The organism is Candidatus Vicinibacter affinis (assembly GCA_016714365.1).
Lineage (GTDB): Bacteria > Bacteroidota > Bacteroidia > Chitinophagales > Saprospiraceae > Vicinibacter > Vicinibacter affinis.
On the sequence record JADJNH010000005.1, the window covers coordinates 2,318,412 to 2,341,853 of the forward strand.

Here is a 23,442-nt window from a genome sequence, read left to right on the forward strand (position 1 = left end):
ACCAAGTGTTTAGGTTTGCTGTTGTTCTGTATCTTAATCCAAGTCTATGCATTTTTTTAAGTCTTTTTTGACATCCATATTTTTCCTTTCTCATTTTTTATTGTCCGCACAATTTGGCAATCCAATGGCTGCCAAAGCCATTCCCGGAGTAGGTAAAATCTCAGGGGTCATTTTGGATTCAGTAACCAAACAACCTGTTGGCTATGCCAATGTGGTTTTAAGAGAAGCGCTTGAACACAAAGAAGTGGATGGGCTATTGACACAAGAAGATGGTGTATTTAAGTTCAAGGAATTGAAAAATGCCAAGTATGAACTGATCATTTCTTTTCTCGGATACCACAGCCGCACCATTGGAGTTTATAAAATAAATAAAGACCTGACAGAGTACAATCTTGGTAAAATTATGTTGCAGCCAAGTACTTTGCAATTAGAGGAAGTTACCGTTACAGGCCAAAAGGAATTGGTAGAAAACAAAATCGACCGATTGGTCTACAATGCTGAACGGGATATAACATCACGTGGAGGTAATGCAGCGGATGTGTTGCGCAAAACTCCCTTGCTTACCGTAGATCTCGAAGGAAATGTATCCCTGAGAGGATCTTCCAACATTACCATGCTAATCAATGGAAAACCTTCTTCCATCATGGCTTCTTCTGTCAAGGATGCACTTAAAATGATCCCTGCGGATGTCATCCAAAAAGTAGAAGTCATCACTCAACCGGGCGCAAAGTACGATGCAGAAGGCACCGCCGGTATCATCAACATTGTCACCAAATCCAAAAAAATCCAGGGTGTGTCCGGAGGATTTAATGCAAGTGCCGGAACCAGAAGCAGTTTCTTAGGTTCCAATTTATCCATCCGAACCGGAAAAATTGGATTCAATGGTAATTTTGGTGGACACTTATGGCGTGGTAGGGGAACTACTTTAAATACCAGAGAAAATATTTTTGCAGCCGATACTTTGTTTCTTAAACAAGAAGGAAAATCTTCCAACCTCGGTGGAGGATTTTTTCTGCAAGGTGGAATGGACTATGACATCAATGATAAAAATAATCTCACCCTTTCTCTTAGAGTGCCCTTGAATCTTTTCACGAATGACAATGATCTGAGCACTTTTCAGGGGGGAGAAAGTGAGGTGCTGCCATTCGGATTCAGAAGAGTAAGTGACATTTACAACCACACCATAGGCAGTGACATTAATTTGGATTATAAGAAAACATTTAACAAAGAATCTGATCGCGAATTCAGCGCATCTGCTCAGTATTCCATCAGCAACAGACAAAGTGATTATGAAACGGATCAGTTCAATCAATTTAATTTACTGAATTTCCGGGAAGTCGGACCCAACAACAGCAACAACAAGGAATTGATTTTTGCAGCTGATTACATTCATCCCATCACCAAAAAAATTAATTTGGAAACAGGTGCGAAGACTATTTTGCGAGATGTCACCAGCGATATTTATTACGACACTTTAAATTTTACGAACAATCAATTGATCCGAGATTCCAGAAGAAATAATTTTTTTAATTACGCACAGGATGTAGCAGCTGGTTATGGTCAGATTACTTTTCCGATCACCAAAGACATCACAGGACGTGCTGGTTTGAGATATGAACATACTTTTATCGATGGAAACGAAATTGGCGAAAGTGGTTTCAGCAATAATTATGCAAGTTGGATTCCATCCGGTTTGATATCGTACAATTTATCAAAATTTTCAACCGCAAAAATTTCGTATTCACGAAGAATTCAAAGGCCGGGAATGTTCTTCCTGAATCCTTACGTAAACTTCAATGACCCGACAAATATTTCTTACGGTAATCCTGAATTGTCACCGGAATTAACAGATTCCTATGAAGCAACCTGGGGCTATTCCAAAAATTTCAACAGCATCAACATCAATGTTTATCACAAGACTACTACAGACCTGATAGACAATTATCGTTTTGTTGATTCCCTTGGTGTGACCAATGCAACCTACAACAACCTCTCAACCGGTTATTCAAGTGGCCTAAGCATCAATGGTGGTTTAATGAAATTGGGAAAGATAATTTTGAATTCTACCGTGAATGTATTTTATCAGAAAATTTCCAGTGAGCGATTTACAGATGTCCGCAACGATGCGGTCAACTTCAATATGAATATTTTTGGAAACATCAACATCACACCTACCTGGGGCATCACTGTTTTTGGATTTTACAATTCTCCAAAATTGACCACGCAGGGAAAACAAGCCACCTGGTTTGTGTACAACATTGGCGCCCGCAAAGAACTTTGGAAAAAGAAAGGGGCTGTCAGCTTTGGAGTGGATAATATTTTTCACCAATGGATGAACATCAATTCCGATTTCGAGTCACCTGAATTTAGCTTTTCTTCCAAAAACCGCATCGAAGGTTGGGGTGTAAGAGCCAGTGTAGAATATCGGTTTGGCAAAATGGAATTTGGGGCACCACAAAAGAAGAAAAAGAAAGGGGCACTCAATGATGACCTCAAGCAAGGTGATGGCGATGGGGGAGGAATGGGTTCTTCCGGTGGACGTTAATAGCCAACGAGTCAACAGTTTTTGGGTATCCAGATTTACTTTATTTTAATGAAAGCCATTTATTTTTAAGCCGGACACTCAGAATTCATTTTTTCAACGCAAATTTGTACTTTCTGCTGATAATATTGACTGAAAAGTAATTATGCCTATTTTAGACAAAATCAAATCGATTTTTATTGTTCCGGACGAAAACGCATCCTCCTCACAGATGGATCAAGCTAATTCTTCGTCTGCTTCCTCATCAAATACTTCTGAGCAATCTAAAGTCGAAGTTACAGGCCAGCCCAACGAAAAGTTTTTAGAGATTTTGGCCGGCGTGCTGGAGAAAAACAACTTGCCGGGTTTTGATTATTTTGAATACCGCAAAGCAGTTCAATCCATTGCCAAGCTGCACACCATGGACGAGGCCACCCAATACAAAACGGCCTTTGCAGCTGCCCAATCCATGAATGTAAGTCATGAGAGTCTGATCAGTTCGGCGAATAAGTACCTGACCTTACTGGAAGTTGAAGAGACCAATTTTAACCAATCGGCCAACAATTACCTCAATCAACAGCTTTCCTCCAAAAAATCTGAGGAAACCCAACTGCAGGACCAAGTGCAAAAAATTACTCAGCAAATTGATGAGTTGAAAGCTAAACTGGAAGCGGATAAAACGAGATTGACCAATTTGCAGGAAGAACTTGGGCATGTGAGCCAGAAGGTTGAAGCAAACAAAGCCAATTTTAAAGCGAGCTACCAAAACATAGTTGAGGAGATCAGAACAGACATTCAAAAAATGGAAACCTATCTGAAATAATCATGCCCTCAAAAATCCTAACCAAACATTACAAAGCGCAAAGAGTATGATGAACCTAAATTCACCAAAGAAAAATTTCTGGAACAGGCCTGAAGGCGTTACAGGAGGGCTGGTATTGGGCGGATTGATATTGGGTGGAGGTTATCTGCTTTATCAATTCCTACCGGTATTGATCAGCCTTACTTCTAATCTGCTTTACCTGTCTGGTATGTTGTTGGTCTTAGGTGCCATCATCTACATGATTTTGGATCCAAAAACCCGCAACCTGACCTGGTACATGTACAAAAGTGCCATGAGGTGGATCACCAGCATTTTTGTAAAAATTGACCCGATAGGGATTTTAAAATCTTATGTGGAAGACCTCCGGGACAACCTTGGGAAGATGAACATGCAGATCACTAAACTCAGGTCCCAAATGCATATTCTCAGGGAGCAAATTCACAACAACAAAAAGCAAATCACCTCCAGTCTTGATCAGGCGGCACAAGCCCAAAAGACCAATCAAGAATCAGTTATGGTCTTGAAGACACGTCAGGCCGGCAGACTCAAGGAATCCAACATAAAGCTTGACGATTTGTACAGAAAAATGGAAATTCTGTACAAGGTTTTGAACAGGATGTATGAGACCTCAGAAATTATGGCCGAAGATATTTCTGACCAGGTGAAATTGAAGGAACAGGAAAGAATAGCCATTCACGCCAGCCATTCTGCGATGCGTTCGGCCATGAGTGTCATCACAGGTGATAAAGATCAAAGAGCCTTGTTTGATGAAGCATTGGAAGCCATGGCAGACGACGTCAGCATGAAAGTAGGGGAGATGGAACAATTCATGGAATTGTCCGAGAATTTTATGTCTTCTGTAGATCTACAAAATGGCGTGTTTGAGGAAGAAGGGCTGAAAATGTTGGAGAAATGGGAAACACAAGGAGTTTCAAAAATACTGGGAAAGGAAAAAGAAGTTTTGGTGTCAGGAGACAAACCACTCATCCTGGACAGTCCGAGACCGGAACGCGATGAATTGGAAAATAAAAACCCTTACGATGATTTTTTCAATGAAAAATAAGCCATTTCTGAAATCAACATTCATTGAGCGTCTTTCACAATTAATTGTTTTGCTTTTAGGCCTGGTGTTTTTACCCGGGCTTATTGCCCAACAAAAAATTGATGGCAGTTTTTCATTGAACGGAGCGGCACCTCAGAAGTATTCGCTCTACCTCGCTTCAGGCTTTAAACCGGGCGGAAATGCAGTGTTGGCCTTTCATGCTTTGAATACTGCGAGATGGGATTCCAGATCTTGGCGCGATACGCTAATAGTTTTTGCAGAACAAAATGGATTGTTGCTCATTTGTCCGGACGGTGGGTTGGATGGAAGAGTAAACGATGAAGAGGATACCACCTTTGCCTCCGCATTGCTGGATTCAGTGAGTCTTTGGTATCCTTTCAGAAAAGACTTATTGGTAGCGATGGGATTTTCCTGGGGAGGATTGACGACTTATACTTACGGTCTCAGCCATCCTGAAAAATTCAAAGGGCTTATTCCCATTGGCGCAGCCATCAATGGGGACGCTGAAATTAAAAACCTTGCAGTGAATGCCCTTTTTAAAAACATCTACATCATACATGGTTCCCAGGACATTCCCCAAACAAGATATTATCCGGCCCTCCAGACATTTGCTAAATCGTCAGCTTGTCTGGAAGATACCCTAATGGCGGGCATCGGGCACACCATTGATTTTCCAAGGCGAAATCAAATTCTTTCCTCGGCCTATCAATGGGTTCTGAACAATCAATGCAATGTTACGGGTATCGACCATCCTTCAAATACTGAAAAATCATTTGACTTTAACCTCAGCTACTTTCAACAAAAACTACTGGTTGAAATAATGAACGAAAATGGGAGTCCCCTCAGAATCTATGATCTAAATGGCAAACTCATAGAATCAATGCTGCCAAATAAAGGCTCCAACACTTATGACCTGAATCTCAAAAGTGGATTGTACCTGGCTCAATACATGGGAATAACAGAGAGGTTTTTAGTACCGTGACCATCTCTTCAGAAAATAATTGACCTATTTCATTTTTCGGAATTACCGCTCTGTCGTTTGGCGAAGAATTTGATATCGAAGCACCACAAACACTTGCAAACGCACATCTGATTCGAAGCACTTAGTTTCTATTTAAGAAGCTGAAACTACTGTTTGACAAACACCTCATAGCAATAGATAATCTTTGTTCGTGTAGATTATTAACTACTTTTTATTATGTCTTTTAGTTCGTCAATTGTCAATGGTGGATTTTGTTTATGCAACATTGAATGACAGTTTGGACAAACAGGTCGCAAGTCTTGAATTGGATCAACTTTATATTCTTGTTTGATTGTCGCTACTTGTGTCAAATGATGAACGTGAATAAATTTGTAACCTAAACTACCATAAAATTTTTCAAAGTTGAAGTCACAAACTGAACAAGAATAACCATAATGTCTTATGCATTCCTTTCTTGCATAAATATTTCGTTCGTATCGTGTCTGCATAACTTGTGATGCAGAACCTTCAACAAAGGTAATTGTTGTGTCAGTTGTTTCTGAAAATGGGCTGCAACGAATATTCTGTGTACTTAAAAACTCAAACCATTCTTCTTCAAGTTCGTCAACGGCTTCGGGTCTAATTGTAATTCCTGAAGATTGTGGTGTCCAAGTTTGCTTTGATAAATTTCCTTTGTCGAGATTCTCGACTGTTAGAATTGGCTCTTTTTCGGGATTTAGTAATGTGTCGAACTCAATTAATACTCTTGGAACGTCTTTGTATTCACCGCTCCAATGTTGCGAAAGAAAAGGTTCAGAAACAACTTTCCCAGATGCGAAAATTCCTCTTGGTGTAGAACCAACTCTTGCAAAAAATGCTCTGTCGCCAGGTCGAATACTTTTGTGACTCCGGCAACTCCACATTAAAGTCACTTTTCCAGTGTTTTTGAGTTCTTCAATGTTTTTTTCAATGTATGGCTCATTTTTTGGGTCTGTCCATTGGCTCCATTTGTTAGGATTCCAAACAAAGAGATAAGAATTTTGAATTACAATTGGCTTTATGTTTTCCGTCAACCCACATTCTTCTAATGCTTCTTTTAATTCTGGTTTGAGTTGATAAATGAAAAATGTCCCTTTATAATAACCTGTAAAAAAGAAGTCCCAAAGTTTTCTTGTCCCGTCTTCACGCACTGTTTGTTCAATGTACCGTTTTTTAAGGATGCGTTTTCCAAGTCCAACAATTTTTCCAACAACCCCGTGTTTGTCAGACCAACCTATAATTCTTGCAAGGTCAGTAGCGGATGCTTCTTGCTTGTCGAGTCCATAAAGAGTTTGAAATATGAGAAGGTCGTCAGGTTGCACAAGGTCTTTATCTTGTAGGATTTCTACAAAAGTGTCCTTAGTGATATTTGGTGTCGTTTTCGTAATATACTCTTACGGATTACTAAAGTATCATATTTACCGGTTGTTCCAAAAACGCCTTTAGGCTTTGGAGAAACTTGGCGCCGGTGGCCCCATCTACCGCACGGTGATCGCAGGACAAACACACCTTCATTCGGTGTGAGATTACAATCTGATCTCCTTTTACAGCAGGTTTCTTGGCTATAGATCCCACTGCAAGGATGCAGGCATCCGGTGGATTGATAATCGCGGTGAAATCCTCTATGTCAAACATGCCCAAATTGGAAATAGTGAAGGTATTGCCCTGCATTTCATCCAGTCCCAATTTTCTTTCTTTGGCACGTGCTGCTTTGTCTGCAACTTCTGCATTAATGGCACTGAGACTCTTTTGATCGGTGTTTCTGATTACAGGAACGACCAACCCGTCTTCGATGGCCACTGCAACTCCAATGTGTATGTCATTGTGGAAGACCATCTTGTCGCCATACCACGAGACGTTTACGCCCGGATTCTGTCTGACCGCTGCTGCAACGGCTTTGATAATAAAATCATTAAAAGATATCTTAGTAGTTGCCAGTTTATTGATTTGATTCCGAGCCTCTACACATTGATCCATGTCGATCTCTGTCTTAAGATAAAAATGCGGGGCAGAGAATTTACTTTCAGCCAGTCTGGTCGCAATGGTTTTACGCATTTGACTGACCAAAACTTCACGATCGCCCTTTGATTCATAAGTAATGAAAGCAGGTGTAGCCGGTTTGCTTTTCACAGGCGCTGCAATGGAACTTTCTATATCTTTTTTAACTATTCTTCCGTTTTCTCCGGTACCTTTTACAGCGGCTAAATCCACGCCGGTCTCCTTGGCTATAGACTTTGCCAATGGAGATGCTTTTATCCTTTGAGGTTCACCAGAAACACTTGTTGCCACGGGTGCTGATGCGCTGGAAGCCTGCGGTGCAGGGGTTTCAACAATTGGAGCAGATTCAGTTGCCTTAGCCGGGCCACTCAGCAAACTAGCAAAATCTTCTCCTGCCTTCCCAATAATGGCGATGATTCCATCAACATCCACATTCCCTTCTGCAACAGCAATGTGCAATAAAACCCCTTCCTGAAAAGCTTCAAGATCCATGGTGGCTTTATCTGTTTCCACTTCCGCCAATACATCACCGGGCTTTACAGAATCTCCGACTTTCTTGTGCCAGGTTCTGATGAACCCTGTTTGCATCGTATCACTTAATCTGGGCATTCTGATGATATCAGCCATATTTCTCCGTTTATTAGTTTATTTCCAATGACAATATTGGACAAAATTAATGGATTTTAATCATTTTAACCGCACACAGGCAGTTTAGTGATAAAATGTATGGAATTCTACCTTTACATATTAGGAAAACTCTTAATTTTAGGCGTATGAAATATACATCCAAGCTTATGCAGGATGCTGTGGAGGCATTAAGCACGCTCCCGGGAGTCGGGAAAAAGACCGCTCTTCGTCTGGCCATCTTTTTGGCACAGCAAGATGCTTCAAAAAGTCACAGATTGTCATCAGCCATCCAGGACATGGTGGATAAAATGCAGGTATGCAAAGTCTGCTTCTCTTATTCTGACAGTGAAATTTGTGAAATTTGTGCCAACCCGGCACGAGATCAGACCACTTTTTGCGTTATTGAATCCATAAGAGATCTCATGGCCATAGAAGAAACACAACAATACAAAGGCTTGTACCATGTCCTCGGTGGATTGATTTCACCTATAGAAGGCATCGGCCCTGATAAATTAAATATCTTGCCCTTGCTTAAGAGAGTACAGGATAAAAAGCCGAAGGAAATAATCATGGCCATTCGCCCCAGCATTGAAGGTGACACCACGGTGTATTACATCACCAAACAAATTGACACGGAACAAACCAAAATCAGCTTGATTGCGAGAGGTATTTCTTTTGGGTCTGAGTTGGAATATGCAGATGAATTTACCCTCAGCAGATCCATTGCCTCCAGGACTCCTTATTTCATTAAAGACAATTCTGCAGTTTGAAACTGTCCGTCATCATTGTCAATTACAATGTAAGGCATTTTCTGGAACATGCACTGAGTTCAGTCATGGTCGCCTTACAAAGAGTAAGTGGGGAGGTTATTGTCGTAGACAACAGCTCGGTGGACGATTCCTGCACCATGGTAAAAACACTTTTTCCTACAGTGAAATTGATAGAATCTCCTGTTAATCTTGGGTTTTCAAAAGCCAATAATTTGGCATTGGCAAAGGCTCAGGGAGAATATATTCTTTTTTTGAACCCAGATACAGTGGTGTCGGAAGACTGTTTGTTTAAATGTTGCCAATTTATGGATGAACATTCCGACGCCGGCGCACTCGGAGTAAAAATGCTCGATGGCAGCGGCAAAATTCTACCAGAATCCAAAAGAGGATTTCCTACCACCTGGGTTTCATTTTGCAAGCTAACGGGATTGAATAAGTTGTTCCCAAAATCTGGGCTTTTCAATGGGTATTACATGGGTCAGCTGGATTATGAATCCGACCATCAAATTGATATTCTAAGTGGGGCATTTTTTTTTACCCGCCAATCAATTATGAATAAAATTGGCGGATTCGATGAAGCTTTTTTTATGTACGGCGAAGACATAGATCTGTCTCATCGAATCAAGCTTGCAGGTTATCAAAATTATTATCTGGCCAACACTTCCATCATTCATTACAAAGGAGAAAGCACTAAAAAATCTAATCTCAATTATTATCATAGTTTTTATCAGGCCATGATGATATTTTCGAAAAAATATTTCAAACCCGGAAATGTTTTTGGCTTTTTGTTTTTTATCAAATGTGGAATTTTGCTGAAGGGAATATTGTCCTGGATACGCAATTTAATAGTGAGTTTAAGCATGCCGATTTTCGATGCGCTGGTGATGCTGAGCGGTATTTTTTTAATCAAAAAAGGGTGGTCATTCCTTTATTTTAAAAATACTTATTATTTTTCTTCGCTGGCTTTCTGGACCAACGCAGCTCTTTTTACAGGGATGTGGTTGATTTCTTTTTTTCTTTCAGGAGTCTATGAAAAAAGATTTAAGTCCAAGGACCTCCTGCTAAGCGTGATTGTTGGTTTTGGATTGAATTTGGTGGTGTATTCCCTACTACCTGAAACGCTGCGCTCATCCAGAATGATTTTGTTGTTTTCTTTTGCATTTGTATTGTTTTATGCAATGCTCAGTAGAATAATTCTCAACAAACTGTCACTGAATTTCTGGTCTATAGGAAGTCACCTGAAAAAAAATATGGTCGTAGTAGGGGAATCAGCTGAAATTGATCAGGTAGAAGATATTTTAAAAGCATCAAAGGTGGAATATTCAATTGTGAATAAATTGAATGCGCAACAAATGAACCCGGATCATGGCTATTGGAACAGATTGTTGAAAGAATTGAAAGTGAATGAATTGATTTTCTGTCCTTCCGTTTCATCTTCAAAAAATATAATGAACATCATGTCTGGCTTGCCTGAACAAATTGAAGTGAAGATGCTGACAGAAAGTGGTGCCGGTTTGATCGGAAGTCCATCCAAAAACAATCCTGCAGAATTGTATACCCTGGATCTGCAATATCCATTAAATCAAAAAGTAACCCGAAGACAAAAAAGAGTTTTTGATATTTTCTTTTCATTGGGTCTGCTGTTGTTTGGATGGATATTTATTTTTCTTCAAACCAACAAACATCGTTTTTTATTAAATGTCTGGGCCTGTCTGAGAGGTTCAAAATCATGGGTTGGGTATTCCACTCAAATAGCCAGGGAATTAAAGATTCCCATTGTTAAACCGGGAATACTTACTCCTACAGCAGTTTCTCAAGGTGCGGAAACATTGGATCTCTCCAATCAAATTATAAGCTATTATGCACTGTACTATTCAGTTTGGATGGATTTGGATGTCTGTCTGAAAAATATCAGTAAATTAGATTCCTGAAAAATGAAAATCACAAAAGACTATATAAAATCACGGGCAGAAAGTATCGGCCCGGAAATTATCGACATCAGACGGGATTTACACAGACATCCGGAATTGTCTTTTCAAGAACACAGAACCTCCGAAAAAATTAGTCAGATTCTAACCGGATGGGGAGTAGAGTTCAGCTCTGGTTGGGCCGGCACCGGCATCGTTGGCGTCATCACCGGAGACCTGCCTGCACACCGCGTCATCGCTTTGCGGGCCGACATGGACGCGCTGCCCATTGTTGAAAAAAGCGGTCTTGAATTTGCTTCGGTTAATGAAGGTAAAATGCACGCTTGTGGACATGACATTCACATGAGTTGTTTGCTTGGGGCTATACATATTTTGCACAATACCAGATCCTCCTGGGGAGGAACAGTAAAATTTATTTTCCAGCCGGGCGAAGAGAAATTACCCGGAGGGGCTTCCATCCTGATAAATGAAGGGGTTTTGTCAAATCCTAAACCTGACATCATCATAGGACAACATGTTCAACCCAACATGGAGGCCGGAACCGCTGGTATTTGCCCGGGTAATTCTATGGCCTCCTGCGATGAAATTTACATTACCATTACCGGTAAAGGTGGTCACGCGGCCATGCCACACTTGTGCATCGATCCATTATTGGTAGCCTCACACTTTTTGATCGCCTCGCAATCTCTCATTAGCAAAGAAAAAGCCCCGTTTGCACCGGCGGTCTTGAGTTTTGGCAAGATGAATACCCTTGGTGGAGCAACCAATATTATTCCGGATCAAATCCAACTCGAAGGAACGCTCCGGTGTATGGATGAAAATCTGAGAAATCAGCTATGGGCAAGAATAGAAGAATTGTTAAAAGGGCAATGCGCTGCCTTTGGGGCAGAGTATCTACTTAGAATTGAAAAAGGTTATCCGTGTTTGATTAACAATGCCTCTGCAGCTGAAAAATGGGCAGAGTTAGCATCTGATTACATCGGAGCTCAAAACATAGCTCATGTACCACCCAGACTAACGTCAGAAGATTTTGCCTATTACAGTCACCAGATTCCGGCATGTTTTTACAGGTTGGGGACCGGACCGTCTTCCAATGTACATACGCCTGAATTTAAAGTAGATGAGACCTCCATTGTATCCGGTTCTGGTCTGATGGCCTGGTTAAGTATAGGTTTTTTACAATACGCATAAAATAATTTTATAATTTGTAACAATGTATTAGTCAAATTTTTATCTTTGACCCTAGTTATACCATTTTAAGAAAATATTCAAATGGCGAGAATATTAATCGTTGATGATGAACAGAGTATCCGAAGGGTGCTTCGCGATATTTTGGAGTTGGAGAAATATCAGGTAGATGAGGCCGTAGACGGTTTGGATTGCCTGGTAAAACTCAAACAAAGTGAATACGATGCCATCATTTTGGACATAAAAATGCCCAAAATGGATGGAATGGAAGCATTGGACAAGATTCAGCAATTGGCTGCAGACACGCCCATTGTGATGATCAGTGGTCACGCTACCATCGATACGGCTGTTGAAGCGGTAAAGAGAGGGGCCTACGACTTTATTTCCAAACCACCTGATCTGAACCGTCTCCTGATCACACTCAGGAATGCAATTGACAAGTCCTCCCTGATAAGTGAAAAAAAGATCCTTCAAAAAAAGGTTTCTAAATTTAAAACACAAGAAATTGTAGGGGAGTCCAGGTCGATCATGAAGGTCAGGGATACCATAGAATTGGTAGCACCTACAGATGCCAGGGTCTTAATTACCGGACAGAACGGAACAGGAAAGGAACTGGTGGCCCGCTGGATACATGAAAAAAGCAATCGCTCCAAAGGAAATATCGTGGAAGTGAATTGCGCAGCGATTCCTTCTGAATTAATTGAATCTGAATTGTTTGGCCACGAAAAAGGTTCATTTACCTCGGCCATTAAACAGCGTTTGGGCAAATTCGAATTGGCCAATGGTGGCACCTTGTTTTTAGATGAAATCGGGGATATGTCATTGTCAGCTCAAGCCAAGGTGTTGAGAGCATTACAAGAAAGCAAGATTACCCGAGTAGGAGGGGATAAGGAGATTTCAGTGGACGTTAGGGTAATTGCAGCAACCAACAAAGATTTGCGTGAAGAAATTGCCAGGGGAAAATTTAGAGAAGACCTTTATCACAGATTGGCTGTCATCATCATTGAAGTACCTTCTTTGAATGAGCGAGTGGAAGATATTCCGATCCTCACAGAACATTTTATGGAGCATATCTGCCATGAATACGGAATGCCACCTAAAAGAATTGAAGATTCTGCCATTGAAGAATTGCAAAAATACAATTGGACCGGAAATATCCGCGAACTGCGAAATGTGGTAGAAAGATTAATCATCTTAAGTAAGCAGAAAATCAGCAGAAAAGAAGTGCTTGATTTTGTGATTCCGGCCAGCCAAAGGCACAACAAATTCAAGGAATTGTTTGAACAGTTTGATACCGTGCAGGAGTTAAATGATTTTATTCGGAAAGAATTTACCGCTTACAAATCTGAGATATAATTTTATCTCTTAAAAATATGTTAGGCCTGTCTTCCAAAAGACAGGCTTTTTTGTCTAAATAAAGAGCGTATGAAATCAATGAAACAATGGAGTCAACTGAAAGCAGAAAACAGTTGGACCATGTTTAAAGTCTTGGCTGAACTGGTAGACGGCTTTGAAACCATGCAAAGATTGGGGCCTTGTGTATCCATCTTTGGTTCAGCAAGAGTGGTGCCGGGACACAAGCATTATGAATTGGCCAGAAGTATCGCCAATCGCCTTACGGAAGAGGGATTTGGGGTGATTACCGGCGGAGGACCGGGCATCATGGAAGCAGCCAATAGAGGTGCCTCAGAAAAAAATGGAATTTCGGTGGGTTTAAATATCTCTTTGCCTTTTGAACAGTTTACCAATCAGTATATTGATAAAGATAAAAATCTTCATCACCGTTATTTCTTTGTTAGGAAGGTCATGTTTGTAAAATATTCTCAGGCCTTCATAGCACTGCCGGGTGGTTTTGGAACCATGGATGAATTATTTGAAGTACTCACATTAACCCAGACCGGTAAAATAAATAAAGTCCCCATCATTCTGGTGGGTACCGATTTTTGGAGCCCTATGAAAGCATGGATCACAGAAGTTATGGACAAAGAGTTTGGCTACATCTCTTCCGGGGACATAAATTATTTGCCACTGGTGGACGAACCGGAACAGGTCGTCAAAATCATCAACGATTTCTATGGAGGTGATGGTTCAACAGGGTTGAGACCTACTTTTGAATTATAGCCAATTCAATTGACAAAATTTCCACATCCGTAATGTTCCTTGCCATTTTTGAGCATGGTTATTCTGCCATTGTGTTCAACTTTCTTACTGTCTGAACATACAGCCCTCTCCAAAAAAAACTGAGCATCAATTTTAACACCTTGATTGTCTAACTGTCCGACAAAAAATTCACCCGGCATGGAAGTATTTTCACTTATCATTTTTTGCATCAAGCCGATGTAAGTATCATTTTCATCTTCAAGTTTCAATTGAACTTCAAAAATATTATTCTGGATGTTGCCAATTTTAACACTCCATTTTGGCACTTCACCAAAGCCCTGAAAATAGGCGATGGCATCACTTTCTACATCGGTGATATTGCCCTGAGGATTAACCGGTTTTTCACTAGGGGTGGAACTTTTTGGATTGTTTTGACTGGGGTCAAATCTGTTTTTTGAAGTACAGGAGATGAAGGTCACCAAGAGAAATATTAAAAATTTGAAATATTGCATAAGTCTGAATTGTATCATAAAAATAAGTGATGTCAACTAAAAGTGTTTGTCAATTTGTTCGCTCCAATACCAAAATTACAAATTCATTTAACCGTGATTTTTGTAAAGGGTTTAATGGAAGGTTTTCTATCATTTCGAAACACCTTTTTTTATAAGCCAAATACATTTCATTGACTTTTTCCTTGATCCCCAGTTGAGAAAACCGGGATTCAATTAATTCAATTTTTTCGGGATGATCTTCATGATATTCTTTTAGTAAAACTTGCCTTTTTTCCTCTTCCATAGAATCCAATGCAGTCAGTATCAAGGCTGATTTTTTCTTCTTCAGAATGTCTCCTCCTTTGACCTTTCCGGTGAGTTGCTGATCTCCGTAAAAATCAAGCCAATCATCGTGAATTTGGAAACCTACACCAAGGGTTGTACCCAGTTCATATAGTTTTTCGCAGACTTCCTGACTTTGATGTGCCAATTCAGCACCCATTTGAAAAGCACACCCAAGTAAAACGGAAGTTTTCAATCGGATCATGTTAAGATATTCACTTAATATCACTTTCTCCATCTTCTCAAAACTCATGTCAAGACTTTGACCTTCACAAACATCCATGGCCGTTTTTAAAAAAAGATCCAGATTTCCTTTGATACCTGATTCTAACTGAGATTGATACACAAGACGACATGCTTCAATCAACATCGCATCTCCTGATAGTATGGCCTGGTTGGTACCAAACTTGCGATAAACGGTTTCTCTCCCTCTGCGTATGGTAGAGTCATCCATGATGTCGTCATGTACCAGTGTAAAATTATGGAACAACTCAAGTCCGTAAGCGGCACCGAGCGCCTTGCCCAAATCATCCTTCCATAAATTGTAAATCATCAAAAGTGCAGCAGGGCGCAACTTCTTGCCTTCCTGGTGCATGATGTAAGCGATTGGTGTGTAAAGATCTTCTGGAGCACCTGACCATGCTACCTGGCTGGAATAGTTTTCATAGATGTGGACGATCTCTTGAAACAGCTTTAAATTTGTACTTTCACTCATAAATATGAAAAAACAAGTCAGTTTATTGGTAATATTTACACTGCTGGTGCTTAGCTCGTGCAAAGTAAAGGAAAATGCAGATCTCATCCTGCTAAATGGCGCAATTTATACCGCAGACAGCCTTGATCATTCTTTTACAGCCATGGCAATTGCAAATGATAAAGTAATGGCGCTTGGTTCGGATGAGGAGATGATGAGGTTGAAATCCGAAAATACAAAAACGATAGACCTGCAGGGCAAATTTGTAATGCCGGGATTAAATGAAGGACATGCCCATTTTCTATCACTTGGCAAGAGCATGATGAGCATAGATTTACTCGAAACTCATTCTTGGGAAGAAATTGTACTGAAAGTTGCAGTTAAAACCAAGCAGTTACCCACAGGGACCTGGATTGAAGGTAGAGGCTGGCATCAGGACAAATGGAAAGCCTCGGCGGATCTCAAATTTAATGGCTACCCCTATCACGATTTGCTCTCAGCAGCCAGCCCGGCACACCCAGTAGTACTATACCATGCCAGCGGTCACGCATTGATTGCCAATGCAAAAGCCATGGAATTGGCCGGAGTTAGCCCGGAATCTGTTTCTTCAGTAGGCGGTAGAATTGTGAAGGATAATGAAGGCAAACTGAACGGCGTATTCGAAGAAAATGCCATGGAATTAATTGAAAAAGCATTGGATGAGTTCGAACAAAAGAGTTCACCTCAAATAGTGCAAGAATTGATAAAAAAGCAGGTAAAATTGGCTTCAGATAAAGCTTTGGAGTATGGAATTACCAGCTTTCAGGATGCCGGAACCAGTTTGGAAAAAATCAGAATATTGCATGAGCTTTCAAAAAATGGGGAGATACCCATTAGACTGAATGTGATGTTATACGAGAATCCGGCTGCTGCATTGGAAAAAATGGATTCTCTACCTTTGAAAAGTTATAATCAGGACATGTTCAGAGCAACATCAGTAAAAGCCTATATGGATGGAGCTCTTGGGTCTTACGGGGCCTGGTTGTGGGAAGATTATGCAGACAATCCGGGGGTAAAAGGCCAGACTTTGGTGCCCATAGAAATGATTACCAAAATTGCTGACAAAGCAAAATCCTTAGGTTTTCAGATGTGTGTCCACGCCATAGGAGACAGGGGCAATCACGAAGTCTTGAATGTTTTTGAAAAAACAGGCATTGGTCCACAAAATAGATGGAGGATCGAACATGCCCAGCATTTGTTGAGAGCTGATATTCCCAGGTTCAGTTCACTTGGTGTGATCGCCTCCATGCAGGCCATACACTGCACCAGTGACGCCCCTTTTGTTGTCAAACGGCTGGGGCAGGAGCGAGCTAAATCCAGTTCCTATATTTGGAGGTCACTGTTGGACGCAGGTGTAAAATTTGCCAATGGAACGGACGCGCCTGTAGAAAAGATTAATCCTTTTGAGTGCATATATGCCGCCATAACACGCAAGAGACTTGACAACGGAATGGAGTTCTTCCCTGAAGAGAAAATGACTCGTACCGAAGCGCTCAAATCATATACCCTGTGGAATGCTTATGCATCTTTTGAGGAATCTATAAAAGGGAGCCTGGAGCCCGGAAAAAAAGCTGATTTTATTGTCTTGGACAGAAATCTTCTTGAGTGCCCGGATCAGGAAGTTCCACTTACAAAAGTATTGTCCGTTTATTTAGATGGTGAAAAAATCCGTTGATGGTTTTTATTGAATAGAAATTAAAGCGTCCTTTATTAAGGCAATATCCATTTTATGGTTTGTTCTTTCCTGGAAAGTTGATAGGTTTTGTGAAAATCTCCCTGAAAATAATGGACAAAGTTTAATTGATCCGGTATCACCTCAGTAAGTATTTCGTTGTAAATCACAACTTCCTGAGGCCGTTTGAAAGCTTGGGTTGATTCAAAGTAAATGATGGTGGCTTCTTCCTCATGTTCAAATCCCAAATATTCCAAGCCTACATCTACTTTTTGTAAAGTAATTTTTAGTCTGGAAGCCAGGTAATTCTGTATAAGTAAGTCATTCTGTTCAAGCCTTTCATTGTTTTTTAAATCAGGTTTTTGTTCAAGACCTTGTTTTAAAGCTTTTTCCAAATCATCAGTGAAAATTTTACAACTTACTTCCAGTCGGTGTGTAGCATCATTATAGGTGACCTTAGTGACGCTTACATAAAAGGGATGAATCAGAAATATTAAGATTTGTAAAAAAACGGACATCGATTTAATTTTAACAACGCTACGAATCAGTTCGTAGATTTTTGTAATTTTGACTTTCAAAGATAGTCAATGAACAGAAATATAGGCTTCATCAGGATTGTTTGGATTTATGTATGCTTATTTATTGGGAACTCTTCCAATAGTCAAAATATTCAAAACAACCCAAAATCCAATCATGGGAATAAGTTTGAACAATTAGGTATCATTTTGCCTGATGCCAATTCCTACAGAAATGCAGCAGGAGCACCTGGATCCCAATACTGGCAAATGAAAGCCGATTATTCCATTAATGCTTATTTGGATGAGGAGAATTTAATCATGAAAGGAGAAGAGTGGATCGTGTACCATAATCAGTCCCCGGATCCCTTGGATTATTTATGGTTGCAACTGGATGAAAATGAAAACCGGCCAGAGGCTGAAAGCAATTTTATAGACGGAGGCAAGTTTATACCTCCATTTACCGAACAATCAATTAAAGCTCTAAAAAACAGCGACCAGCTTGCAGGACATGGGGTTAATATTTTTCAGGTAAAAGATGAATCCGGCCATCCTTTGAATTTTCAGATCAACCAAACCATGATGAGAGTGGATTTGAATAAAACACTTAAACCTGGAAAAAAATCTAAATTCTTTATCAGCTGGTCCTACAAAATACCGGACAGAATGAAACTTGGCGGTAGAGGAGGGTTGGAGTATTTTGAAGAAGACAGGAATCATTTGTTCACCATCGCACAGTGGTATCCGCGCATGTGTGTGTATTCTGATTTTCAGGGATGGCAGAACAAACAATTTACCGGGAGAGCTGAATTTGCCCTTGCTTTCGGAGATTTTGACGTAAACATAAATGTACCGGCTGATCATGTAGTCGCAGCAACCGGACAATGTCAAAATTATAAACAAGTCTTGAATTCAAATCAATATTCAAGATGGGAAAGCGCACAACATTCTTCAGAACCTGTTGAAATCGCCTTGTTGGAAGAAGCGAAAAATGCTGAAAAAAGTAAATCTACTGAAAGAAAAATTTGGCATTACAAAGCCGAGAATGTTAGGGACTTTGCGTTTGGAACGTCCCGAAAATTTATTTGGGATGCCATGAAAATTTTTGTAGCCGGCAAACCCATCATGTGCATGAGCTATTATCCAAAAGAAGCGTATGGTTTGTACCGCAAATTTTCTACAAAAGTGGTTGCGCATACCATTCGCACTTATTCAAAATACACAGTCGATTATCCCTACCCGGTTGCCATCAGCGTGGAGGCAGCCAACGGCATGGAATATCCCATGATTTGTTTCAACGGTGGCCGAACTGAAAAGGATGGAACCTATTCAGAAGGAACGAAGTATGGAATGTTGGGGGTGATTATCCATGAGGTGGGACATAACTTTTTTCCAATGATCATCAACAGTGATGAACGTCAATGGACATGGATGGATGAAGGCCTCAATTCATTTGTTCAATTTCTTACACAGGAGGAATTTGACAACAATTATCCATCTCCAAGAGGTCCTGCTCATAAAATTGTAGATTATATGAGTTTGCCGAAAGAACAACTGGAACCCATCATGACCAACAGTGACAACCTCATACATTTTGGTTCAAATGCATATCATAAGACGGCTACAGCACTGAATATTTTGAGGGAAACCATCATGGGTAGAACTCTGTTTGATTTTGCATTTAAACAATATGCTCAGCGATGGAAACTAAAACATCCGACACCTGCGGATTTTTTCCGAACCATGGAAGATGCCTCCGGTGTGGATTTAGACTGGTTCTGGCGTGCATGGTTTTTTGGTATTGATCCGGTTGACATATCTATTGATTCCGTAAATGCATACGGTTTTACAAATAAGGAATTAATTCAAGACAGCAGTTTTAATAAATCAAATACAAGTCGGGACACACGAGCTCAATCCGAGAATTTTGAAATTCCAAAAAATTTCATTCCCATTACCAAAATCAGGAATAAAACCAATGGAACTCAATTTTTAGTGGATGTAGATACTACGCTGAGGGATTTTTACTATTACTACAACGCTCCTGCCAACGAAGAATCACCCACTTTAAGACAGTCCCGTTCTAATTTAAATCGTAGGGAATTTCTGACAGACTCCTTGTACAGTTTGTATCAGGATCAATATGTTTATGAAGTATTCTTTTCTAATAAAGGGGGTTCTGTAATGCCTATTATTTTGAAATGGAATTTTGAAGACGGCACCAGTGAAATTGAAAGAATCAATGCATATATCTGGCGTAAAAATGAAGATCAAGTAGTAAAGTCTTTTTTGAAAAACAAGAAAGTCAAATCATTAGAATTGGATCCTTATCTGGAAACAGCGGACATCAATTTAAAAAATAACCATTGGTTAAAGTCGGGAGAACCTTCCAGATTTGAAATTTTCAAATCCGGCAGAACCGGAAATCGGAGAGGAAACAGCAGTGGCACACCAAATCCCATGCAGAAAGCAAGGTCCGGGAAGTAATCTATATGAATAAAAGTTGTCTAATAGGTGTGGAAATTGCCTCAATGCAAGGCAGGTCTGATTTCCAGGCTGTTAATGACTTCTGCTTCTTTTTCCATCCACCATTCCAATCGTGGGTATACCTTTGATTCCGGAAAATAACACAAGGCCAGTTTGACATAAATGTGACCATGTTTTGCTTCTGAAGTCCAAAGCATTTTGTAAAACTTCTTGTACTCTGGGTCAGTCAAACCCTCTTCAATGAGTCTGAATCTTTCTGCTCCTCTTGTTTCCAGAACAGAACCTATCAATAAGTAATCTAAAAACCTCTCTTCTCTACCGGAATGCATAAAGACCATCAGCTTTTTAACATAGGGATCTTCCTTTATCTGATGGGCTAACCCAACATTTCTGGTTCTCATTAGTTGGTAAACCAATCTGAAATGATCTAATTCTTCAATCGCTGTCTCGATCAGATCTGTATGGATGTCATATCTGTCAGGATATTTAGCCACCAAACTCATTGCCATGGCCGATGCTTTTCGTTCGCAATCTGCATGATCCTGAAGGAAGGAATCAAAATCAGACAACACAGCTTCCAGCCACTCCTTTGGACTTTCAGCCTTTAGCTCAAGATTTAACTTCAAGGAAGTTAATTAAGAATTAGCAGATCTGTACATAAAGTACATGAGTACCATTAAAACGGCGGCGACAATAATGATAATCCTGAATATCTTTCTTTCTTCTTGTTTCTCTTCTCTTCTGCTTGGATGGTTATGATGTTTTGACATGATGGGATAATTTTCTGCAAGGTATAAACACTCCACCAAAAATCAAACGATAAAATGATGGATTTTTATCATGCTATTTATCGCCATTGGCGAATAAAATCTGCCACTCTTTCATCTGTCCGAATATCTTTCCAGTTTAGTTTTTGAGTAAGATAAACACCATCAAGGGTGCGGCATCTGCTCAGGGCTACATACGTTTGACCATTCTCAAAAGCCCCTCTACCTAAATCAATGATCGCTTTTTCAAAGGTCTTCCCCTGACTCTTGTGGATCGTTACCGCCCAGGCCAGTTTAACCGGCAATTGAGTGAAACTGCCTACAGGATTTACCTTAATCGTTTGATCCTCATAAATGTACCTAACTATTTCCCAGGTGGCCAAGGGGATTTCTACACTTTGCTCCTGGTGTGGAAATCTTACCAGAATACTTTGAGATTTTAATTCTTCCAAAATCCCAATGCTTCCATTAATATAATTTTTCGCAGGGTCATTTCTCATGGTCATAACCTGTGCCCCTTCCTTTAATACCAAATGTTGTTCAGCCGGAAGTTGAGCGGGATTTACCATACCTTCTATTTTGGCAGGATAAGTTTTTGCACTTGAATCCAATTTGTTGAGCTCCCTCAAGTTAATTTGGGTGGCCTGCACATTGGTACTGGTGAGGGTAATAGCAGGAATTTGATCTTCATTTGGATCAGCTTCAGCCCTTAAATTAATTTCTTCCAGATCTTCTTCATCACATTCATTCAACCTGATTCTATTCAGCAATCGGATAAAATGCAATTCACTTTGTCGAAAAACTTGTTCCAACTCAATCAACTCAAATGAATCTAACTCCTTCATAACTTCTGCTGAGAAAAAATAGGGGGAGCTGTAATGGTTTTTAAAATACTCCTTCTCTTCGGGAGAGCTGATCACGGGCGGTAACTGATACAAGTCGCCCACCCATAACATTGGAATGCCTCCAAAGGGTCTGTCATTCTTCTTCGATATCCTTAACAACTGATCCATATGATCAAGCAAGTCTGCCCTAACCATACTTATTTCATCAATCACGATAAGGTCAATCTTATCTGCCATTGATTTGGAAAGTGGTCTATAATCTTTTTGACTGATCCATCCGGGAGGAAATTTGAAAAATGAGTGAATCGTTTGTCCTCCTACCAACACAGAGGCTACTCCCGTAGGAGCAAGTACCACCATATTATACCTAAAAGTCCGCTTGATTAAATTTAATAAAGTACTTTTTCCAGTACCTGCCTTACCTGTTAGGAAAACAACCCCTTCCAGCTTTTGTATCCTGTCAAGTGCATAATGCTGCTCGGCATGCAGTTGGTAAATATTTTTTGATTCAAGCACAAAATAAATTTATCAATAAAACATCCACTCACTTTATTTTTTAACCATTTTGGCAAGATAAACCACCACCGGAAAATGATCTGAGTACCCGTAATTGTAAACGTCTCCGGAGAATGTTCGGCGTGGATAATTTTTATAATGACCATCCTCCTGAATCATAAATTCTTCGTGAAATATTTTATGCTTTAAGTACTTGTATTGTTCATTTGATTTTCCAAGACAATTTTTTGACAACAGGATCTGATCAAAAAGACTCCAGCTGTCATCATGGGCAGTGGTTCCTTCACCTAAAAGGTAATTTTTATAAAAAGGGTTATAAAAACTGCCTGATTTTAAGGACTTAACATCCTTTTCCGCAAGCAAATATTTAGTGACACTTTTAGCATCCGGATTGTCATTCAGGTCACCCATGATAAAAATATTGGCGTCCGGATGCAAGGCTTGCAGGGAGTCTGCAATCTCCTTGTTTTTTTTGCTGGCTTGGATTCTTAAGGGCCTTGTAGCAAGTTCCCCACCTCGTTTGGAAGGCCAGTGATTGACCAAAATATAGGCCGTCTGGTTTTCTATTTTGCCTTTGGCGACCAGCAACCCTCTGGTTTTACGGGATTTGCCATCAGCATCAGTCAATGGGATTTCAATCATCTGGGCTTCCAGTGGAGTGAAATACTTCTCCTGATACAAAATGGCCAAATCAATTCCTCTAGGATCAAAAGAATTGAAATGGAGGATTTGATAATTTCGTTCTTTCAGATATGGTGTATTCACCAAATCTTGAAGTACCCTTCTGTTTTCTACTTCACAAACACCCAAAATACCGACACCGTCCGGATTTAAGTCTGTTCCAAGTTTTACGATGACTTCTGAAAGTCGTATTAATTTGTCCTGATATTTATCTTCAGTCCAGGCCTTGGGACCCGTTGGCGTAAATTCTTCATCAGCAATGGTAGGGTCATCTTCTGTATCAAATAGATTTTCAAGATTGTAGAATCCAATGCAAGTGATTTTTGCTTGTTGCCCCTGACTATTGGTAACAATGCTCAAAGAAAAAACCAAGTG

Annotated in this window: 19 protein-coding genes; 11 read left to right on the plus strand and 8 right to left on the minus strand. The window is 40.1% G+C overall.

Annotation, left to right across the window (positions count from 1 at the left end):
- The first annotated feature begins 46 nt into the window (after positions 1-46).
- The 4 genes from IPJ53_09160 (at position 47) to IPJ53_09175 (ending at position 5,389) form a co-directional block, all read left to right on the plus strand.
- On the plus strand, positions 47-2,545 hold the full coding sequence (locus tag IPJ53_09160; GenBank protein MBK7799269.1) for a TonB-dependent receptor: 2,499 nt from the start codon (positions 47-49) through the stop codon (positions 2,543-2,545).
- 142 nt (positions 2,546-2,687) lie between these two features.
- Positions 2,688-3,344 carry a hypothetical protein gene (locus IPJ53_09165; GenBank protein ID MBK7799270.1) on the plus strand — a complete coding sequence of 219 codons (657 nt, stop codon included), beginning with the start codon at positions 2,688-2,690 and terminating at the stop codon, positions 3,342-3,344.
- Positions 3,345-3,393: 49 nt separating this feature from the next.
- Positions 3,394-4,407, plus strand: coding sequence for a hypothetical protein (locus IPJ53_09170; protein MBK7799271.1), 1,014 nt, complete (start codon positions 3,394-3,396; stop codon positions 4,405-4,407).
- Entirely contained in the window at positions 4,397-5,389 is a 993-nt protein-coding gene (locus IPJ53_09175) for a T9SS type A sorting domain-containing protein (GenBank protein MBK7799272.1), read from the plus strand. Before IPJ53_09170 ends, IPJ53_09175 begins: the two co-directional genes overlap by 11 nt.
- 200 nt (positions 5,390-5,589) lie before the next feature.
- Here the strand turns inward: IPJ53_09175 and IPJ53_09180 are convergent, their stop codons facing one another.
- Both IPJ53_09180 and IPJ53_09185 read right to left on the minus strand, forming a co-directional pair.
- Entirely contained in the window at positions 5,590-6,291 is a 702-nt protein-coding gene (locus IPJ53_09180) for an HNH endonuclease (GenBank protein ID MBK7799273.1), read from the minus strand.
- A gap of 520 nt (positions 6,292-6,811) precedes the next feature.
- Positions 6,812-8,032, minus strand: a complete 1,221-nt coding sequence (locus tag IPJ53_09185; GenBank protein MBK7799274.1) for a 2-oxo acid dehydrogenase subunit E2 — start codon at positions 8,030-8,032, stop codon at positions 6,812-6,814.
- A 146-nt stretch (positions 8,033-8,178) separates the two neighbouring features.
- Between IPJ53_09185 and recR the strand changes: the two genes are divergently transcribed.
- The 5 genes from recR (at position 8,179) to IPJ53_09210 (ending at position 14,039) form a co-directional block, all read left to right on the plus strand.
- The gene (gene recR, locus IPJ53_09190; GenBank protein MBK7799275.1) at positions 8,179-8,802 is read left to right on the plus strand and encodes a recombination protein RecR; all 624 of its coding nucleotides are present in this window, start codon (positions 8,179-8,181) and stop codon (positions 8,800-8,802) included.
- Positions 8,799-10,733: a glycosyltransferase gene (locus IPJ53_09195; protein MBK7799276.1), complete on the plus strand. Its 1,935-nt coding sequence runs from the start codon at positions 8,799-8,801 to the stop codon at positions 10,731-10,733. The genes recR and IPJ53_09195 overlap by 4 nt, the downstream gene beginning before the upstream one ends.
- 3 nt (positions 10,734-10,736) lie before the next feature.
- Complete coding sequence (locus tag IPJ53_09200; GenBank protein ID MBK7799277.1) at positions 10,737-11,921, plus strand: amidohydrolase; 1,185 nt, start codon at positions 10,737-10,739, stop codon at positions 11,919-11,921.
- Positions 11,922-12,002: 81 nt separating this feature from the next.
- Positions 12,003-13,274, plus strand: a complete 1,272-nt coding sequence (locus tag IPJ53_09205; protein ID MBK7799278.1) for a sigma-54-dependent Fis family transcriptional regulator — start codon at positions 12,003-12,005, stop codon at positions 13,272-13,274.
- Positions 13,275-13,343: 69 nt separating this feature from the next.
- Entirely contained in the window at positions 13,344-14,039 is a 696-nt protein-coding gene (locus IPJ53_09210; protein ID MBK7799279.1) for a TIGR00730 family Rossman fold protein, read from the plus strand.
- 5 nt (positions 14,040-14,044) lie between these two features.
- Here the strand turns inward: IPJ53_09210 and IPJ53_09215 are convergent, their stop codons facing one another.
- Both IPJ53_09215 and IPJ53_09220 read right to left on the minus strand, forming a co-directional pair.
- Positions 14,045-14,530, minus strand: a complete 486-nt coding sequence (locus IPJ53_09215; protein MBK7799280.1) for a hypothetical protein — start codon at positions 14,528-14,530, stop codon at positions 14,045-14,047.
- A 49-nt stretch (positions 14,531-14,579) separates the two neighbouring features.
- Positions 14,580-15,566: a polyprenyl synthetase family protein gene (locus IPJ53_09220; protein MBK7799281.1), complete on the minus strand. Its 987-nt coding sequence runs from the start codon at positions 15,564-15,566 to the stop codon at positions 14,580-14,582.
- A gap of 4 nt (positions 15,567-15,570) precedes the next feature.
- On the opposite strand from IPJ53_09220, the gene IPJ53_09225 reads away from it, so the two are divergent.
- Entirely contained in the window at positions 15,571-17,259 is a 1,689-nt protein-coding gene (locus tag IPJ53_09225) for an amidohydrolase (protein ID MBK7799282.1), read from the plus strand.
- A 35-nt stretch (positions 17,260-17,294) separates the two neighbouring features.
- Here IPJ53_09225 and IPJ53_09230 read toward each other — a convergent pair whose 3' ends face one another.
- Positions 17,295-17,774, minus strand: a complete 480-nt coding sequence (locus tag IPJ53_09230) for a hypothetical protein (GenBank protein ID MBK7799283.1) — start codon at positions 17,772-17,774, stop codon at positions 17,295-17,297.
- 69 nt (positions 17,775-17,843) lie between these two features.
- Between IPJ53_09230 and IPJ53_09235 the strand changes: the two genes are divergently transcribed.
- Complete coding sequence (locus tag IPJ53_09235) at positions 17,844-20,258, plus strand: M1 family metallopeptidase (protein MBK7799284.1); 2,415 nt, start codon at positions 17,844-17,846, stop codon at positions 20,256-20,258.
- Positions 20,259-20,299: 41 nt separating this feature from the next.
- Here IPJ53_09235 and IPJ53_09240 read toward each other — a convergent pair whose 3' ends face one another.
- The 3 genes from IPJ53_09240 to IPJ53_09250 all read right to left on the minus strand — a co-directional run bounded on the left by IPJ53_09240 (position 20,300) and on the right by IPJ53_09250 (position 23,427).
- Positions 20,300-20,884 carry a tRNA-(ms[2]io[6]A)-hydroxylase gene (locus IPJ53_09240; GenBank protein MBK7799285.1) on the minus strand — a complete coding sequence of 195 codons (585 nt, stop codon included), beginning with the start codon at positions 20,882-20,884 and terminating at the stop codon, positions 20,300-20,302.
- Between the two features lie 221 nt (positions 20,885-21,105).
- Entirely contained in the window at positions 21,106-22,368 is a 1,263-nt protein-coding gene (locus IPJ53_09245; GenBank protein ID MBK7799286.1) for an AAA family ATPase, read from the minus strand.
- Positions 22,369-22,419: 51 nt separating this feature from the next.
- The gene (locus tag IPJ53_09250) at positions 22,420-23,427 is read right to left on the minus strand and encodes an endonuclease/exonuclease/phosphatase family protein (GenBank protein MBK7799287.1); all 1,008 of its coding nucleotides are present in this window, start codon (positions 23,425-23,427) and stop codon (positions 22,420-22,422) included.
- Positions 23,428-23,442: the final 15 nt, after the last annotated feature.

What these genes read in the sequence shown, in the direction of transcription:
- IPJ53_09165 (MBK7799270.1), top strand. Translation starts at nt 2,688, where the DNA reads ATGCCTATTTTAGACAAAATCAAATCGATTTTTATTGTTCCGGACGAA.
- IPJ53_09185 (MBK7799274.1), bottom strand. Translation starts at nt 8,032, where the DNA reads ATGGCTGATATCATCAGAATGCCCAGATTAAGTGATACGATGCAAACA.
- IPJ53_09235 (MBK7799284.1), top strand. Translation starts at nt 17,844, where the DNA reads ATGAACAGAAATATAGGCTTCATCAGGATTGTTTGGATTTATGTATGC.
- IPJ53_09200 (MBK7799277.1), top strand. Translation starts at nt 10,737, where the DNA reads ATGAAAATCACAAAAGACTATATAAAATCACGGGCAGAAAGTATCGGC.
- IPJ53_09180 (MBK7799273.1), bottom strand. Translation starts at nt 6,291, where the DNA reads ATGTGGAGTTGCCGGAGTCACAAAAGTATTCGACCTGGCGACAGAGCA.
- IPJ53_09230 (MBK7799283.1), bottom strand. Translation starts at nt 17,774, where the DNA reads ATGTCCGTTTTTTTACAAATCTTAATATTTCTGATTCATCCCTTTTAT.
- IPJ53_09160 (MBK7799269.1), top strand. Translation starts at nt 47, where the DNA reads ATGCATTTTTTTAAGTCTTTTTTGACATCCATATTTTTCCTTTCTCAT.
- IPJ53_09225 (MBK7799282.1), top strand. Translation starts at nt 15,571, where the DNA reads ATGAAAAAACAAGTCAGTTTATTGGTAATATTTACACTGCTGGTGCTT.
- IPJ53_09210 (MBK7799279.1), top strand. Translation starts at nt 13,344, where the DNA reads ATGAAATCAATGAAACAATGGAGTCAACTGAAAGCAGAAAACAGTTGG.
- IPJ53_09170 (MBK7799271.1), top strand. Translation starts at nt 3,394, where the DNA reads ATGAACCTAAATTCACCAAAGAAAAATTTCTGGAACAGGCCTGAAGGC.
- IPJ53_09205 (MBK7799278.1), top strand. Translation starts at nt 12,003, where the DNA reads ATGGCGAGAATATTAATCGTTGATGATGAACAGAGTATCCGAAGGGTG.
- IPJ53_09215 (MBK7799280.1), bottom strand. Translation starts at nt 14,530, where the DNA reads ATGCAATATTTCAAATTTTTAATATTTCTCTTGGTGACCTTCATCTCC.
- recR (MBK7799275.1), top strand. Translation starts at nt 8,179, where the DNA reads ATGAAATATACATCCAAGCTTATGCAGGATGCTGTGGAGGCATTAAGC.
- IPJ53_09175 (MBK7799272.1), top strand. Translation starts at nt 4,397, where the DNA reads ATGAAAAATAAGCCATTTCTGAAATCAACATTCATTGAGCGTCTTTCA.
- IPJ53_09220 (MBK7799281.1), bottom strand. Translation starts at nt 15,566, where the DNA reads ATGAGTGAAAGTACAAATTTAAAGCTGTTTCAAGAGATCGTCCACATC.